15 protein-coding genes and 1 tRNA gene are annotated in these 14,071 nt (G+C 68.1%); 8 read left to right on the top strand and 8 right to left on the bottom strand.

What is annotated here, in order from left to right:
- The first annotated feature begins 117 nt into the window (after positions 1-117).
- From AC3ENO_RS08690 to AC3ENO_RS08710, 5 genes are all read left to right on the top strand, one after another.
- Positions 118-969 carry a sulfurtransferase gene (locus tag AC3ENO_RS08690; protein WP_434970242.1) on the top strand — a complete coding sequence of 284 codons (852 nt, stop codon included), beginning with the start codon at positions 118-120 and terminating at the stop codon, positions 967-969.
- Positions 970-1,105: 136 nt separating this feature from the next.
- The gene (locus AC3ENO_RS08695; RefSeq protein WP_434970243.1) at positions 1,106-1,933 is read left to right on the top strand and encodes a DUF4397 domain-containing protein; all 828 of its coding nucleotides are present in this window, start codon (positions 1,106-1,108) and stop codon (positions 1,931-1,933) included.
- A gap of 167 nt (positions 1,934-2,100) precedes the next feature.
- Positions 2,101-2,598, top strand: a complete 498-nt coding sequence (locus tag AC3ENO_RS08700) for a class F sortase (RefSeq protein WP_488185772.1) — start codon at positions 2,101-2,103, stop codon at positions 2,596-2,598.
- Between the two features lie 5 nt (positions 2,599-2,603).
- Positions 2,604-3,173 carry an RNA polymerase sigma factor gene (locus AC3ENO_RS08705; RefSeq protein ID WP_434970245.1) on the top strand — a complete coding sequence of 190 codons (570 nt, stop codon included), beginning with the start codon at positions 2,604-2,606 and terminating at the stop codon, positions 3,171-3,173.
- Positions 3,160-3,999 carry an anti-sigma factor gene (locus AC3ENO_RS08710; RefSeq protein WP_434970246.1) on the top strand — a complete coding sequence of 280 codons (840 nt, stop codon included), beginning with the start codon at positions 3,160-3,162 and terminating at the stop codon, positions 3,997-3,999. Before AC3ENO_RS08705 ends, AC3ENO_RS08710 begins: the two co-directional genes overlap by 14 nt.
- 23 nt (positions 4,000-4,022) lie before the next feature.
- On the opposite strand, the gene AC3ENO_RS08715 is transcribed toward AC3ENO_RS08710, so the two are convergent.
- Together AC3ENO_RS08715 and AC3ENO_RS08720 are read right to left on the bottom strand one after the other, a co-directional pair.
- Positions 4,023-5,345: a flavin monoamine oxidase family protein gene (locus AC3ENO_RS08715; RefSeq protein ID WP_434970247.1), complete on the bottom strand. Its 1,323-nt coding sequence runs from the start codon at positions 5,343-5,345 to the stop codon at positions 4,023-4,025.
- A 43-nt stretch (positions 5,346-5,388) separates the two neighbouring features.
- Positions 5,389-7,083: an ABC1 kinase family protein gene (locus tag AC3ENO_RS08720; protein WP_434970248.1), complete on the bottom strand. Its 1,695-nt coding sequence runs from the start codon at positions 7,081-7,083 to the stop codon at positions 5,389-5,391.
- Between the two features lie 56 nt (positions 7,084-7,139).
- Between AC3ENO_RS08720 and AC3ENO_RS08725 the strand changes: the two genes are divergently transcribed.
- Complete coding sequence (locus AC3ENO_RS08725) at positions 7,140-7,484, top strand: hypothetical protein (RefSeq protein ID WP_434970249.1); 345 nt, start codon at positions 7,140-7,142, stop codon at positions 7,482-7,484.
- A 36-nt stretch (positions 7,485-7,520) separates the two neighbouring features.
- On the opposite strand, the gene AC3ENO_RS08730 is transcribed toward AC3ENO_RS08725, so the two are convergent.
- The 6 genes from AC3ENO_RS08730 to AC3ENO_RS08755 form a co-directional block, all read right to left on the bottom strand.
- The gene (locus AC3ENO_RS08730; protein ID WP_434970250.1) at positions 7,521-8,102 is read right to left on the bottom strand and encodes a hypothetical protein; all 582 of its coding nucleotides are present in this window, start codon (positions 8,100-8,102) and stop codon (positions 7,521-7,523) included.
- On the bottom strand, positions 8,099-8,449 hold the full coding sequence (locus AC3ENO_RS08735; protein ID WP_434970251.1) for a hypothetical protein: 351 nt from the start codon (positions 8,447-8,449) through the stop codon (positions 8,099-8,101). Before AC3ENO_RS08735 ends, AC3ENO_RS08730 begins: the two co-directional genes overlap by 4 nt.
- Positions 8,446-10,239 (bottom strand): TIGR03767 family metallophosphoesterase, encoded by a 1,794-nt coding sequence (locus tag AC3ENO_RS08740; protein ID WP_434970252.1) that lies wholly within the window; start codon positions 10,237-10,239, stop codon positions 8,446-8,448. The genes AC3ENO_RS08735 and AC3ENO_RS08740 overlap by 4 nt, the downstream gene beginning before the upstream one ends.
- 79 nt (positions 10,240-10,318) lie before the next feature.
- Positions 10,319-10,771 carry a hypothetical protein gene (locus AC3ENO_RS08745; protein ID WP_434970253.1) on the bottom strand — a complete coding sequence of 151 codons (453 nt, stop codon included), beginning with the start codon at positions 10,769-10,771 and terminating at the stop codon, positions 10,319-10,321.
- A 55-nt stretch (positions 10,772-10,826) separates the two neighbouring features.
- Positions 10,827-11,408 (bottom strand): DUF3558 domain-containing protein, encoded by a 582-nt coding sequence (locus tag AC3ENO_RS08750; RefSeq protein WP_434970254.1) that lies wholly within the window; start codon positions 11,406-11,408, stop codon positions 10,827-10,829.
- Positions 11,405-12,268, bottom strand: a complete 864-nt coding sequence (locus AC3ENO_RS08755; RefSeq protein WP_434970255.1) for an inositol monophosphatase family protein — start codon at positions 12,266-12,268, stop codon at positions 11,405-11,407. The genes AC3ENO_RS08750 and AC3ENO_RS08755 overlap by 4 nt, the downstream gene beginning before the upstream one ends.
- Before the next feature lie 82 nt (positions 12,269-12,350).
- Between AC3ENO_RS08755 and AC3ENO_RS08760 the strand changes: the two genes are divergently transcribed.
- Both AC3ENO_RS08760 and AC3ENO_RS08765 read left to right on the top strand, forming a co-directional pair.
- A tRNA-Lys gene (locus tag AC3ENO_RS08760) sits at positions 12,351-12,426 on the top strand.
- A gap of 430 nt (positions 12,427-12,856) precedes the next feature.
- Positions 12,857-14,059: a substrate-binding domain-containing protein gene (locus tag AC3ENO_RS08765; protein WP_434970256.1), complete on the top strand. Its 1,203-nt coding sequence runs from the start codon at positions 12,857-12,859 to the stop codon at positions 14,057-14,059.
- Positions 14,060-14,071 lie beyond the last annotated feature (12 nt).

Consider the following 14,071-nt stretch of genomic DNA (forward strand, 5'->3'; position numbering starts at 1 on the left):
CACACAGAAGATGGATGCCGACGCCGCTGTCACACTGTCGGAGTGAGCCTCCTCGATCCGCGTGTTTGCGCTTGTCGAGGAGGCTCTTCGTTTTCGCGCGCGTGCGAGGATGCTGCTATGCCCGGCTCCCCGCTCATCTCGGCCCACGAACTCCACGATCTGCTCGAGGCCGGAAGCAGCATCCGTCTTCTCGACGTGCGATACCGCCTCGACAAGCCCGACGGCCGTGACGACTACCGGGCGGGGCACCTCCCGGGTGCGGTGTACGTCGACATGGACACCGAGCTTGCGACGCATGGTGCGCCGTCCCAGGGGCGGCACCCGCTCCCGTCGCGCGAGACGCTGCAGGATGCCGCCCGCCGCTGGGGGTTGCACGCGGGAGAGACGGTGGTCGTCTACGACGACTACCGTTCTATCTCGGCGGCGCGGGCCTGGTGGCTGCTGCGCGGCGCCGGGATGAGCGACATCCGTGTTCTCGACGGCGGCCTGTCGGCGTGGCGGGCGGCAGGACTTCCGCTCGAGACGGGCGACGTCTCACCTGAACCGGGATCGATCGAGCTCGATGACCTGGATGAGGGCATCTCGATCGACGAGGCTTCCGCATGGCCGCAGCACGGAGTGCTGCTCGACGCGCGTGCGCCGGAGCGCTATCGCGGAGAGTCCGAGCCGTTCGATCCCGTCGCTGGGCACATCCCGGGCGCGGTGAACCTGCCCGCCGATGCCGTGCTCGACGGAGAGAGTTTCGCGTCGCCGGCGGCGATTCGCGCAGCGTTCGAGAGTGCCGGAGTGAGCGACCTCACACCGGTCGCTGCGTATTGCGGCTCGGGTCTGACGGCGGCGCACACGGCGCTTGCGGGGGTTGCGGCGGGCCTGGACGTGGCTGTCTATCCCGGATCGTGGAGCCAGTGGTCCAACACACCGGATCGCCCGGTCGCAACGGGCGCCGAGCCGGGGGTCCCCGAGTCCTGACGCTCCGTTACGCGCGGAACCACGCGGCGCGGAAGCGCTGCTCGAAGTTTTTCCATACTGCTGCATCCAAATCGCCTCCTCCCCAGGAATCACTAGTCAGTGGGACAACAACGACCCACCTGACCCTGGAGGAACGATGCGCAAGACACTTCTCGCCGGCGCAACGGCCGGCGCTCTACTCGCTTTCGGTGCCGTCACCCCGGCCTTCGCGATCTCGGACACCAGTGCCGACCTGTCGGTGTTGCACGGCATCCCCGACACGCCTGTCGACGTCTACGTGAACGGGGAGCTCACGATCGACGACTTCCAGCCCGGTGACCTCGCCGGTCCCCTTGACCTTCCTGCGGGCGACTACGAGGTAGCGCTGACGGCGCCGGATGCTGCTGATGCGTCGAGCCCCGTGCTCGGCCCGATCACGCTGACGCTGGACGCGAACACCAGCTACACCGCCGTCGCGCACCTGACCGAGACCGGTGACCCCACCGCGACGCTGTTCACCAACGACATCAGCGAGACCGCCGCCGGCGAAGGCCGACTGACGGTGCGTCACGTCGCGGCCGCTCCGGCCGTCGACATCCTCGCCGGCGACACCGCCGTGGTTGAAGGACTTGCCAACCCCGACGAGGCGACGCTCGACCTGGCAGCAGGCACGGTGTCAGCATCCGTCGTGGCGGCAGGAACGACCAGCCCGGCGCTGCTCGGACCCGCCGACGTCACGATCGCTGACGGTCAGCTGACGATCGTGTACGCCTGGGGAAGCCTCGATGACGACAACCTCGCCCTCGCCGTGCAGACCATCGACGGCCTGCACTCCGCACCCGGCGGCGTGAACTCTGGAACCGGCGGACAGCTGGCCCAGCAGGACGCCATGATGCAGGGCGGTCTGCTCATCGGCGGGCTCGTCGCCGCTGCGGTTCTCGCGGGCGGTGGCGTGCTGATCGCTCGTTCGGTCGCCCGCCGCTGATGCTCACCTCAGCGCGAGTGCGCACCGCCGCGGCTAGCACCGCTGCCGTCGTCGCCTTGTCGCTGCTCTCTGGCTGCGCCCTCATCCCCTCCGGGGTGGGGGCGCAGCCTCCGGCTCCGCCGAGTCCGAGCGCGACAGCCCCGGCTCCTCCGCGGCCGGCGGTCGATGTGCCGGTCGTCTCGGCGGCGCCGCAGGCGGTTGCGCTGACACCGCAGCCGCAGTCGTTGACGGTTCCGGATGTCTCGGTATCCGTTCCTGTCGTTCCGGTCGGCGTCCTGGCAGACGGGTTCATGGAGATCCCCGAGGACCCTGCGGTCGCCGGGTGGTACCGGTTTGGCCCGGCACCGGCATCCGAGGAAGGAAACACCGTGATCGCAGCTCACGTCGATTCTGCGACCTACGGCATCGGTCCGTTCAGCAGGCTCCGCGACCTCGGTGTCGGAGCAGCCGTCACTGTCGCAGACGAGTCGGGCCGGGAATGGGCGTACCGCGTCGAGTCGGTTACCGAGTACGTCAAGAGTGAGCTCCCTGACCACCTTTTCGCACGGGATGGAGAGCGTACGCTGGTGCTCATCACCTGCGGCGGACCGTTCGATTCCACGCTCGGCCACTACCGAGACAACATTGTCGTCGTCGCTCGTCCGGCAGATGCCGCGGCGCGGTGATTGCCATGAGGCAGGAGGTCTCTCCGGTGCAGGACGAGGAACACCTCGAACTGAGCGACCGTTTCCGGGCCGGTGACGAGCGGGCGCTCGCGCACATGTACGAGCGCTGGTCTGCGGTCGTTTACACGATCGCGCTGCGCTCCCTGGGTGATCGCCTCGACGCCGAGGACGTCACCCAGAAGACGTTCGTGTCGGCGTGGCGGTCCCGGGACACGTTCGACCCGTCCCGGTCGATGCTCTCGACCTGGCTTGTATCGATTGCCCGTCGTCGCATCGCCGATGCCCACGAAGCCCGTTCACGCGCCGCTCGTCTGCAGCAGGAGTTGGAGAGAGTGGCTGGACCGGATGTCGCCAGCGCGGATGTCGACCTCGGCGATTCACTACTGTTGGCCGAAGAAATCGACCTTCTCGAACCCGATGCGAAGGCCGTCGTGAAGCTCGCCTTCTACGATGACCTCACGCATCAGCAGATCTCCGAGCGGCTCGGGATGCCGCTGGGAACAGTCAAGAGCCATATCCGGCGGAGTCTGTCGAGACTTCGCGACCGACTGGAGGTGAGCTATGTCGCATCTTGACCCCGACATCCTCCCTCTCGTCGCCTTGGGGGAGCAGGAACTCACCGCGGCGGACCGCGCGCATCTCGACGAGTGCCCGCAGTGCTCCGCGGAGGTCGATGCGCTGCGCCGCACCGCGGCGATCGGCCGCTCGACGATCGTCATCGACGCCCTCGAATCGCCGCCCCCGCGGGTGTGGGACTCCATCGTCGACGAACTCGGCCTGAGCATCGAGGGGGAACCCGTGGCGAACACGGCAGCCGGCACGTCGACGGGCTCATCGGGTTCCGACACGGCGGTCGCGGCCTCGGATGCAGCATCCGAAGCGGATGCTCTCACGATCGAGGCGGCGCCGGCGCACCCCCGGCGCGAGCGCGCGGTCCAAATGCACGGTCGTGGCGCGCAGCGCCGGCCCGGCGGATGGACCCGTGGCCTGTGGGCGCTGGCGGCCACAGTGGCGCTGGTGCTTGTCGTCGGAGGAGTGTGGTCACTGGCTTCACTGCCGCAAACCACACCGATCGCGTCGGCGGAGCTGCTGGCTTTCCCCGACCATCCCGGAGCGCACGGCGAAGCGATTGTTGAGGAGACCGGTCCCGAGCGCAGCGTCGTCGTCACCCTCGATGCAGCGCCGATCCCCGGAACCTTCCGCGAAGTGTGGCTGATCTCGGCCGATGCCACCCAGATTCTCAGTCTCGGCGTCCTCGACAGCCAGACTGCGACGTTCCCGATACCCGACGACGTCGACCTCGACGAGTTCGTCCTGGTCGATATCTCGGCAGAACCCGAAGGCGGTCCACCGGAACACTCCGGCGATTCCATCGTGCGGGGCGAGCTGCAGCGCATCTAGCGGCACGGCCGTCCCGCGCCGCGTCAGCTCCAGAGGGTCTTGATCGGGATGTCGTGACCCACGATCCGCTCGGCGGCGCGGTGGCCCGAGAGCATCGCCGCAGGAACCGTCGCGGGATCGTCGGTCCACGTCGCCTCGCCCGCCAGGTGCAGCACGCCGCCGATCGGTGTCGCGAGGTCGTCGTGGTCGGCCGTCGTCGAACCGAGCGTCATGTAGGCGTACGACCCGCGCGCGAACGGATCATCGTGCCACGACGTGATCGCGACGGTCGTGGGTTCGACGACGCGATCACCATAGAGCCGGCGCAGCTGGGTGAGGATGTCGGCCACGACGCGCTCGGCATCCCACTCCGCAGTCTCACGTGCCGTCGGTCCGGCGGCGAAGGTCAGCAGGGTCGGCGTGCCGTGCAGCGCGGTCAGGTCGTACCACGAGTGCCAGGCCCGGCTCTCGGGGCCCTGCTGACGGATGGCGTACACGCCCTCGTCCCAGAACTTCGTCGGGAAGCGCAGGAACACCTTCTCGAACGCGTTCATCGTCAGGCGCGACAGTGCGCCAGCGACGGGCTCGGGAAGCGGGGGGTGGATGACGAACTCATCCGAGCGCAAGACACCGACCGGCACCGTGACAACGGCGGTGGCGCCGCTGAACGTGCCCCGGTCGGTCGAGACGACGACCCCGTCATCCGACCACTCGACCCGCGTGACGATGTGCTCGAGGCGGATGTCGAGCCCTTCGGTAAGTCGCGCGGCGAGCACGTCGTAGCCGTCCGGAAAGACGACCTCATCACCGTCGATCGCGTCATCGTCGAGGCCGTGCGCGGCGAGGTCCTCGATCCAGGCGCCGTACTGCTCCTCAGCCCGGTGCTCGAGGTACTCGCGCACCCGCTGGGTCCGCTCAGCGTCCCATCCCTGGTCCGCCAACGCCTGTTCGGTGACATCGCGGTACGACGCGTCGGGCGCGGATGCCGCGATCACGGCCACCAGCGCCGCATCGACGGCGTGGACGTCGTCCGCGAAAGCGTGGGCCTCGGCATCCGAGAGCCGCAGGCCGTCCGGGCCGTAGTAGGCGATCGCTCGGCTGTCGGGTTGGTAGCCACCGACCGTGAACTCCACCGTCCGCATCCCGAACGCTTCGGCTGCCGCCGCGACGGGGCTGTCGGTGACGCCGTGGATCCAGGATGCGCCGAGATCGGTCACCTCACCGTCGGTGCGATCGGTCTGCACCCGTCCACCGACGCGGTCCCGGGCCTCGAGGATGACGACGTCGCGGCCCGCCGCAGCGAGAAGTCGCGCGGCGGTCAGCCCCGCGATCCCGGCGCCGATGACGACGGTGTCAAAGCGTTCCATGCCCCGATTCTGCACTGTCCGGGTGCGCCCGGGCACCAGGATGTCAGGGGCGGCGCCCCAGCAGGGCATCCACCGCCGCGGTCACAAACGTCGCGGCAGCCCCGATCGCCAGCGCCACACCCGCCGCGACAGGGGAGAGCGAGCCGCCCTCGAACGGCGGAAGCACGAACATCACGAGGGACGCGACGGTCAGCATCCCGCCGAGAATCACGGTCGAGACTCGGCGGATGACGCCCGTGACGACCCGGCGATCCCGGTCGTCGGCGAACAGGCGGATCTTCACGGTGAGCTTGCCATCGGCCAGGTCGCCGACGATCGTCTCGAGTCGATCGGGAAGCCGCCGCAGGCGCGGGAATGCGCCCAGCGCGGAACGTCCGAGCGCCCCGGCAAGTGCCCGCGGCCGCAACTGCGACAGGATGAGCGCCTGCGCCGCGTCGCGGGACTCGCCGATGACATCCATCGTCGGTGCGGCGGTGCGGAGGGTCCCCTCGAGGATCGCGAAAGCACGGCCGGCGGCGACCAGATCGGCGGGCAGCGCGCTGCCGTAGCGGATGAACAGGTCGCTGGCGTTGTCGATCGTGCCGAGTGTGATGCGGGAACCGCTGCCGAGGTCGTGGGTGACGAACTCGGCGAGGGCACGTCGGAATCCGGGTTCGTCGGCGGGGTTTGCCAGGGGCATGATCGCCAGAGCGGCATCCGCGACCCGGCGGGTGTCGCCCTGCAGGAACGCGATCGCGAGATCCTGGACCGTCTGCCGCAGGTCGCGGTCGAGCCGGCCCACCGAGCCGAAGTCGATGAGCGCCGGCGCACCCTCGGGGTCGATGATGATGTTCCCGGGGTGCAGATCGGCGTGGAAGACGCCGTCGATCACCAGCTGACGCAGGAAGCTGCGCAGGACCGTGCGCAGGGCATCCTCGATCTCGTCGGTCTGCCCCTCGCGCCGCAGAGCGGTGATCGTCTCGCCGTCGATGAATTCCATCGTGAGGACGCGGTCGGTGGACAGATCGGGGAAGATCCGCGGGATGCGCACCTCGTCGCGCGCGGACCGTGCCGACTGAGCGAGGCTCTCGAGGTTGCTCGCCTCGCGCGCGAAATCGGCCTGGTTGCGCAGGTCCTGCGCGTACTGCTTCGCGATATCGAGCGCACCGAACTGGCGGGCCTGCGCGATCCGACGGGTTGCCCAGCCGGCAAGACGCAGCATGATGTCGATGTCGCAATCGAGCAGGGCACGGATGCCGGGGCGCTGCACTTTCACGGCGACGACGGTGCCGTCATCCAGGGTTGCCCGGTGCACCTGGGCGATGGATGCCGCCGCCAGCGGCTCCACGTCGAAGCTGGCGAACCTGCCGCGACGCTCGCCGAGCTCGCGTTCGAGGAGCTCTTCGATCTGCGTGGGGGGAGCGGGGTTCACTTCCTTCTGTAGACGCGAGAGCTCGCGAACCCACTCGGTCGGCAGGATGTCGTCGCGGGTGGAGAGGAGCTGCCCGGCCTTGATGAAGCCGCCGCCTGCCTCTTCGAGCGCTTCGCGCAGGCCGCGTGCTTGGCGTGCGCGAACGTCGGCGGTTGCGGGGTCGTAGCTGAAATCGAGCTTGCGGAGCGGGAGGAGTCCGTGACGCCTGGCCAGGCCCCAGATCTGCCGGAACCGGGCGCGACGCTGCCGCCAGGTCAGGGGCTTCTCGCCCGCCGCTGCGGCAGCGAGGTCAGAGAAACGGGGTGGCGCGAACAGCGACGAACTCACGTTCTGATTCTTCCGTGTCTTGCGGCGCCCCGGGTCATCCGGGTTACGGTGGGGCCATGACCGATACGCAGACGCAGGTCGGGGTGCGTCGGAATCGGGCCTGGAACTCGCCAACAACGATCCTCCTGCTCGGTGTCCTGCTCGTCCCGGGACTCTTGGGCATTGCCGCGAACTCGTGGAGCGAACCGCATGCCGCTGATTTCGTGCGGATGGCGTTCGCGACCGTGATCGGCGCGACCGTTGCGATCGGGACTGTCGTCGGGCTCTGGGTCTTCTTCCTGCGGCGCCGCAGCCCCTACTTGTTCTGGTACACGCTGGGCGCCGTTTTTGCGGTCGCGATGCAGGTCAGCTTCATCTTCGGTGCCGCCGAGACGCTTCTGTACAGATTGGCGCTGTCATGACGGATGCCGACACCCAGGCATCCGTTACCGGCTAGGTCAGGCCCGATCGCGGCGCGGTGTCGCGAACCAGGACGCGAGAACAACAACGCCGACGAGCCCGAAGACCAGCCACGTCAGGGCGGCGCCGACCCAGCCGGTGACGAAGAATCCGAACACGAGCGCTGCGAACCACAGCAGTGCGGCCAGTGCCAACGTCATGAGGGTGAGCAGGACGCCGCGCAGCGGTGCCTGTGCGAACAAGCCGAAGCCCCACGCGGTGCGCTGCGGAACTCCGAAGACGGCAGGCAGCATGATGGCCGCGACTGCGAGTGTCGGGATCACGAGCCACGCAGCGACCAGAGCGCTTGCTGATACGGCGACCGTGAGCAGCAGCACCGCGAGCCATTCGCCCCAGGTCGGCCATCGTCTGCTCCCTGCAAGCGCCGAGCGGAGCGCCGCAGCAATCAGCGCGACGCTGGCCACGACTCCGGCGAGCGAAGCGAGCACGAGCAGCACGAAGACGACCGATGCCGCGGGCGTCGCGAAGGGAACCACGAGCAGCGCCTGCAGCACGGTGTTCAGCAGGGCGATAGGCACCCACATCCGCCAGGTGCGACCGAGCAGACCCCACGCGCTCACAGCTCACCTCGCACAGCGTCATCCAGGATGTCCCAGTACTTCCCGTCATAGATCGTGTCGCTGCCCACGGTCACGGTCACCGTGTCGGTGGCATCGGCCGGGGAGGTAACGGTGATCACCTCGCCGTCTGCCGTCTCACCGGTGCACGACACCGCCTCGCCCGACTGCTCACACACCGGTGCGACGAGCACGTCGATGTTCTTCGCGAGCAGGATGTCGATCGCGGCGTACCGGATCTCTGTCATGTGATTTCCACCGACCGGTGCCAGGGCCTCGACCTGCGAGCATCCGGCCACTGCCATCATGCTCGCCGCGAGCACGGATGCCGTGATCAGTCGCCGCCTCACAGTCCACGCTCCGTCTCGTAGGCGAGGATCCTCGCAGCCTCGGTCATGTGCTGCTTCTCGAGCGCGGCATCCGTAATGCGAGACAGATCGAACGGGGCCTTCAGCAGGAGTTCCGTATTGCGATCCAGCGGCGAGCCGCGACGCATCATCGGACTTTCTGCCCAGTCGTTCGCGGCGAACTCGCGGGAACGTGACGCGAGGTCGGCGACGCTGCCGCTCGATCCGGGCACGGCCGGTGAGGCGTGATCGAGCACCGTCGTGAACAGCGAAAGGGTGCCGTCGCGGTTGTCGACGATCTCGACCACCTGCTGCTGCTGGGGGAAGTCGATGCACGACGCGGTCGTGATCTCCCAGAAGCCGCGCTCGCCGTCTGCGTGCGCGAGGATCTGATTCAGATGCGTGTGCCCGTTGAGCCACCCGATCACGACGGGGTACTTCAGCAGCATCGCCACGAATTCCTCGGCGCCATAGAGCTTCTGCGGATCATCGAACCGCTGCGCCTTGTTTTCGAGGGTGAGGCTGTTGTGGTGGCTGAAGATGAGCACGAGCTTGTTCTCGGCCTGGGCCTGCTGCAGTTGCGCTTCCAGCCACCGGAACTGCACCTCGGGAACGCCGCCGTCGGGCCCCGCGACCTGATTGCAGGTGTCGAGGCCGAAGCCTCGGACGTTGGGCGAAAGGTCGGCTGACCACCAGGTCTCTCCGGAGTCCAGATTGTGCTGGGTGAAGCCGTGGCCCACGGGGCCTGGCGTCGGCTGGGTGTTGAAGTGCTCGGCCATGAACTCGCGCTGCTCGAACAGGTAACGCTCGGCGCTCGCCGCGACCTCCTTGAAGCCCGGCCGACCCCACTCGAGCCCGAGGGCGTCGACCGCCTGTTGCAGGATGCCGGTGGCAGCCGCCCACCCGCCGAGCGCCGTTCCCGCCGTGCCCTCGAGCGTGTACGACTTCTGGGCGCCGATCGCCAGAGCGTGAAGCTGCGGGCTGAGATTGAAGGTGCCGAGCAGCAGTGTGTCGTGGTTGCCGTACACGGCGTACCAGGGGGCGGGCAGGCCCACAGAGTCGACGGGCTTCGCGATGGCCTGCGAGAGCAGCTCCGGAAGCTGCGGGAACCCGTAGTCGCCGAAGGCTCCGCCGCTCGGGTCACCAGGTCGGTACGCCCAGGTGGCTTCCGCCCACGCTTGCACACCCTGATACGTCGAACTCGCGTAGGCAGGGTCGACGCTCAGGCCATCCATCAGATCGATGTACCAGCGCAGCTCCATGTGGGAGTGCATGTCGGCCGAGTCGCCGGTGACGATCGCCGCGCTCATCGGCGCGCCGGTGAGCGGGCTGTACCGGGCATCCGAGAACGCCTGCACCATCGCCGCGGTCGCATGCGGACTCAAGGGGTCTTGCGGGTGGAACGCGGAACCCCACGCCGAGTGGTCCTGCACGATCATCGGTTCGATGCGCCCGGGCGACTGTGCGTCGATGACGTGCAGATCCGAGAGGTGTCCGAGATACAGCAGCGAGCGGCGGGCACCGGCGCGGGTGCTCGAGGGTGTCGCACGCAGGATGTCGAGTCGGGGGAGGTAGGGCTCGCCCGGTCCGGTGGTCAAACCGCGGTACGAGCCCTTCACGACCCCGCCCTGCAGGATCGTCTGCTGGAGCGTCGTCGGGATGCTCGCCGCCGTCTGTGCCGTCGACTGCGCGCGGGCGGCGAGGCTACGGCCGAGGAGGTCGACGTTCATGCCGGTGGCGGCCGCGAGCGCGGCGACGCCAGCGAGGAAGTGGCGGCGAGACAGTCCGGGCATCGATGCCGTCCGTTCGGGTCAGGCGACAATGACTCTGACTGTATCGGACCGGACGGGCGAGCAGGATGGGGGCAGCCGTTCAGGATCGGCGTCGCGACAGGAGCCCCAGGGCGCCGCCCCAGACGATGTGGGCAATGACGATCGCCCTCGCGCGGGGCGGGCGGTCGCGGTGAGCCGGGGGGAGGATGCCCGCGGCAGGGAGCCATCCTTCGTAGCTGATCAGCCAGACGATCACGCCCCAGACCGGCCCGAGGACTGCCCGTCTCCCGTGAGCTCCCGGCGCCAGCACCGCGAAAGCGGCTCCCGCACCCGCGCCGTAGGCGACATGGAGCACCATCGCCCATCGCGTCACTTCGGCGCTCCGGTCGCGGCGGCGCGTGGGGCCGACCAGTCGCTGCAGGATGAGCGTCGGAGGCAGCGTGTCGATCGCGCCTCTGGCGCGGGCAGAGAGGAAGACACCCGTCATCGGGACGGTAGCGGTGGCTCCGGCAACAGCGCCGCGCACCGCGCGAGCGAGGATCGAGGAGGACATGGTCCCAGTGCACCCGGAAGGCGCCTCCCACGCGAGCGGGTTGACAGCACCGGAGTCAGGCGTCTGGGCGCTCGATGAGCACGAGGCCCTGCTTAGTCAACGCGACGGTCACCCATCCGTCCCCGAACAGATACGTCATCCCATATCCGTCCTCGTCCAGGGCGACGGCGTAGTCGGGGTTGGCGGTGATGTAGGTCCCTTGCTCGCCGTCCTCTCGGATCCAGCCTTGGGCGATCAGCTCGGATTGCAGCCGCGTCGCCTCGCTGGCGACGACAGGCGCCCAGCCGAACAGCAGGAGGTTGTCGGTCGCAGGGCCGTCGAAGTCCGCCCATGTGCACTGCAAGCCGTCTTCGACGACCGTCGCACCGACGAGGAAGTCCTCCGCTTGCGCGGTCCAGCCGTACCCTCTCAGCTCCTCCACCAGTGACGTCGAGATGAGGGTCTCGCACGTCGGTGCGGCGGCATCCGCGGTGGGTGCGGGGGAGGCATCCGGAGTCGCGATCGGCGCAGCGCTCGGCGCCGACGGCGTCGTGGGGCCGGTCGGATCTGGTGCGGGGGTCGTGGAGCAGGCGGCGAGACCGAGCACGCCGAGCACGGCCACCGCGAGAAGGGCAGGTCGGATCGGTCCGGATGTCACTGCGCGGACTCCTCACCGTGCAGCAGGGCGATGAACGCGTCGTGCAGGATGCCGTTGGTCGCGATACCGGAGCGGTCGCTCAGCGTGTGGCGTCCGTCGATCGCGGTGAACCGGCCGCCGGCCTCCTGCAGGATCGGGACGTAGGGGGCGATGTCGTACTCCTTCACGCCGAACTCGGCGACCATCTCGAGCCGGCCTTCTGCCAGCAGCATGTACGGCCACGCGTCCCCGTACCCGCGGTCCCGCCACACGGCGCGCGTGAGGCGGGTCAGGTCGTCGAGTCGCCCGGCGTCGTCCCACTGACGGATGCTTTGGAAGCTGACACTCGCCCGCTCGATCGCATCGACCTCCGACACCCGCAGCGGTTTCGCCTCGCCCGATGGCGCCGCCGTCCAGGCGCCGAGTCCGGTGGCGCCCCACCAGCGCCGACCGATCGCCGGCTGGCTTACGACCCCGACGCGGGGAACCCCATCGATCGCGAGCGCGATCAGGGTCGCCCACATGGGGATTCCCTTGAGGTAGTTCGCGGTCCCGTCGATCGGATCGATGATCCACTGCCGCGGCGCGTCTCCCGACGATCCGAACTCCTCGCCGAACACCCCGTCCTCGGGTCGCTCGGCGGCCAGGATGTCGCGGATCGCCCGCTCGGTCGCCAGATCTGCCTCCGTGACGTGCGACGCATCCGCCTTGACACGGATGTCGAGATCGGCCGCATCGAAGCGTTCCATCGACACGGCGTCGGCCGCATCTGCCAGGCGCAACGCGAGCGTCAACTCCGTCGCGAGGTCACCGTCGAAGGGTGCGTCAAAACGATTCGTCACGGGGGAGGAGGTCACACGATCAAGGATAGGTGGCGGCATCCTGAGCGATTTCCGGGTGACCTCATCGTGATGATAGAGTTGACCCTCGGTTCGCCGTGCGCTCTGCGCGGTACGTACCTCCGCGCCTCTAGCTCAATCGGCAGAGCAACTGACTCTTAATCAGTGGGTTCAGGGTTCAAGTCCCTGGGGGCGCACCATACTTTCCGCGGGGAGTCGCTCCCGCATTCGGACGCCTGCCGTCTTGCTCAAAGCGCCGTGAGAGTGCTCTCACATAGCGTTCACATAGCCGACTCCGAAGGTAGATTCTCTGGAGAGCAACACCTTCGCGGTATTCGGGTAATCGCGGAGAAGGCGGCCCGGGTGAGTTCACTCCCCGGGCCGCGTCTTCGTTTTCGGTCTCGCCGACGGCGTTCGATTGCCGCGATGTGCGGCGACGCCGGCGTCTGCACGGCGTGTCGCGGCAACCGAACAAGGCTGCGCGGGTCGCGAACCGGCCCGGGTCGCGAATCCATAACGGATGCCGACGAGCGCGCGCTGAAACTTGCCCTTGATGCCGCCGTCACCTACTGTAGACGTTACCTGAATCAGCTTTCAGGTATGCCCCTTCCAACGGTGAAAGGCACGCACATGCGGGTTACGAAGAAGTTGCTCCTGGGCACGGTGGTCGCCACCAGCGCCCTTGTTATGGCGGCCTGTGCGCCGCAGTCCGACGGCGGCGGCGCCGGAGGCGACCAGACGACGGGACCGTCCGAGGTCACGGTCGGCATCGTCTCGAGCGAGAGCGGTGCGCTTGCCGGCTACGGCGAGCAGTACCTCTGCGGTCTCCGTGCTGGTCTGGCCTACGCGACCGACGGTACGAACGAGATCAACGGCACCACCATCAACGTCGAGTACCGTGACGATGCCGGTGACCCCGACAAGGCCGTCACTGCCGTCAAGGAACTGATCGGTGACGGGGTGAACATCATCGCCGGCACGGTGTCCTCGGGTGTCGCACTCGCGGTCGCAGAGCAGGCGGAGCAGAACAAGGTGCTCTACATCGCCGGACCGGCCGCTGCCGACGCGATCACCGGCATCAACGACTACACGTTCCGCTCGGGACGTCAGAGCTCGCAGGATGTGGCAACGGCCGGGACCTTCCTCGACGACATCGCCGGCAAGACCGTGACGGTGTTCGCGCAGGACACCGCGTTCGGGCAGGGCAACGTCGCCGCCGTCGAGGCGATCCTCGGCGGCCAGGGTGCCACGGTGAACTCGGTGCTCGTGGCCGAAGACGTAACGGAGTTCACGCCGTTCGCGCAGCAGGTTCTCGCGGGAAGCCCCGATCTCGTGTTCGTCGCGTGGGCAGGTGCCACCTCAGGCGCGATGTGGCAGGCGATGAGCCAGCAGGGAGTGCTCGACGCGATCCCGGTGGTCACGGGACTCGGCGACTCCGCGACCTTCGGTGCCTACGGCGAAGCCTCCGAGAAGATCAACTTCTTGAACTACTACTTCCCCGGCGCCCCTGACAACTCCGTCAACACCGAGATGATCAGCCTCCTCGAGGAGGACGGGTGCACCCCCGACCTGTTCAGCCCGGATGGCTTCAACGCAGCGCTCATGATCGTCCACGCGATCGAAGAGGGGCAGGGCGACGTCGATGCGATGATCTCCGCTCTCGAGGGCTACTCCTTCGATGGCCCCAAGGGCACCCTGACGGTGCGAGCCGGCGACCACGCCCTTCTGCAGGAGATGTACCAGGTCAAGCTCGTTGCCGACGGCGACACCTTCGTCCCCGAGTTGGTCGACACGGTCGCCGCCGACGCGGTAGCTCCGGCCGAAGCGCAGTAAGAGGTCGACCGA

Source organism: Microbacterium sp. bgisy207, from assembly GCF_057706855.1.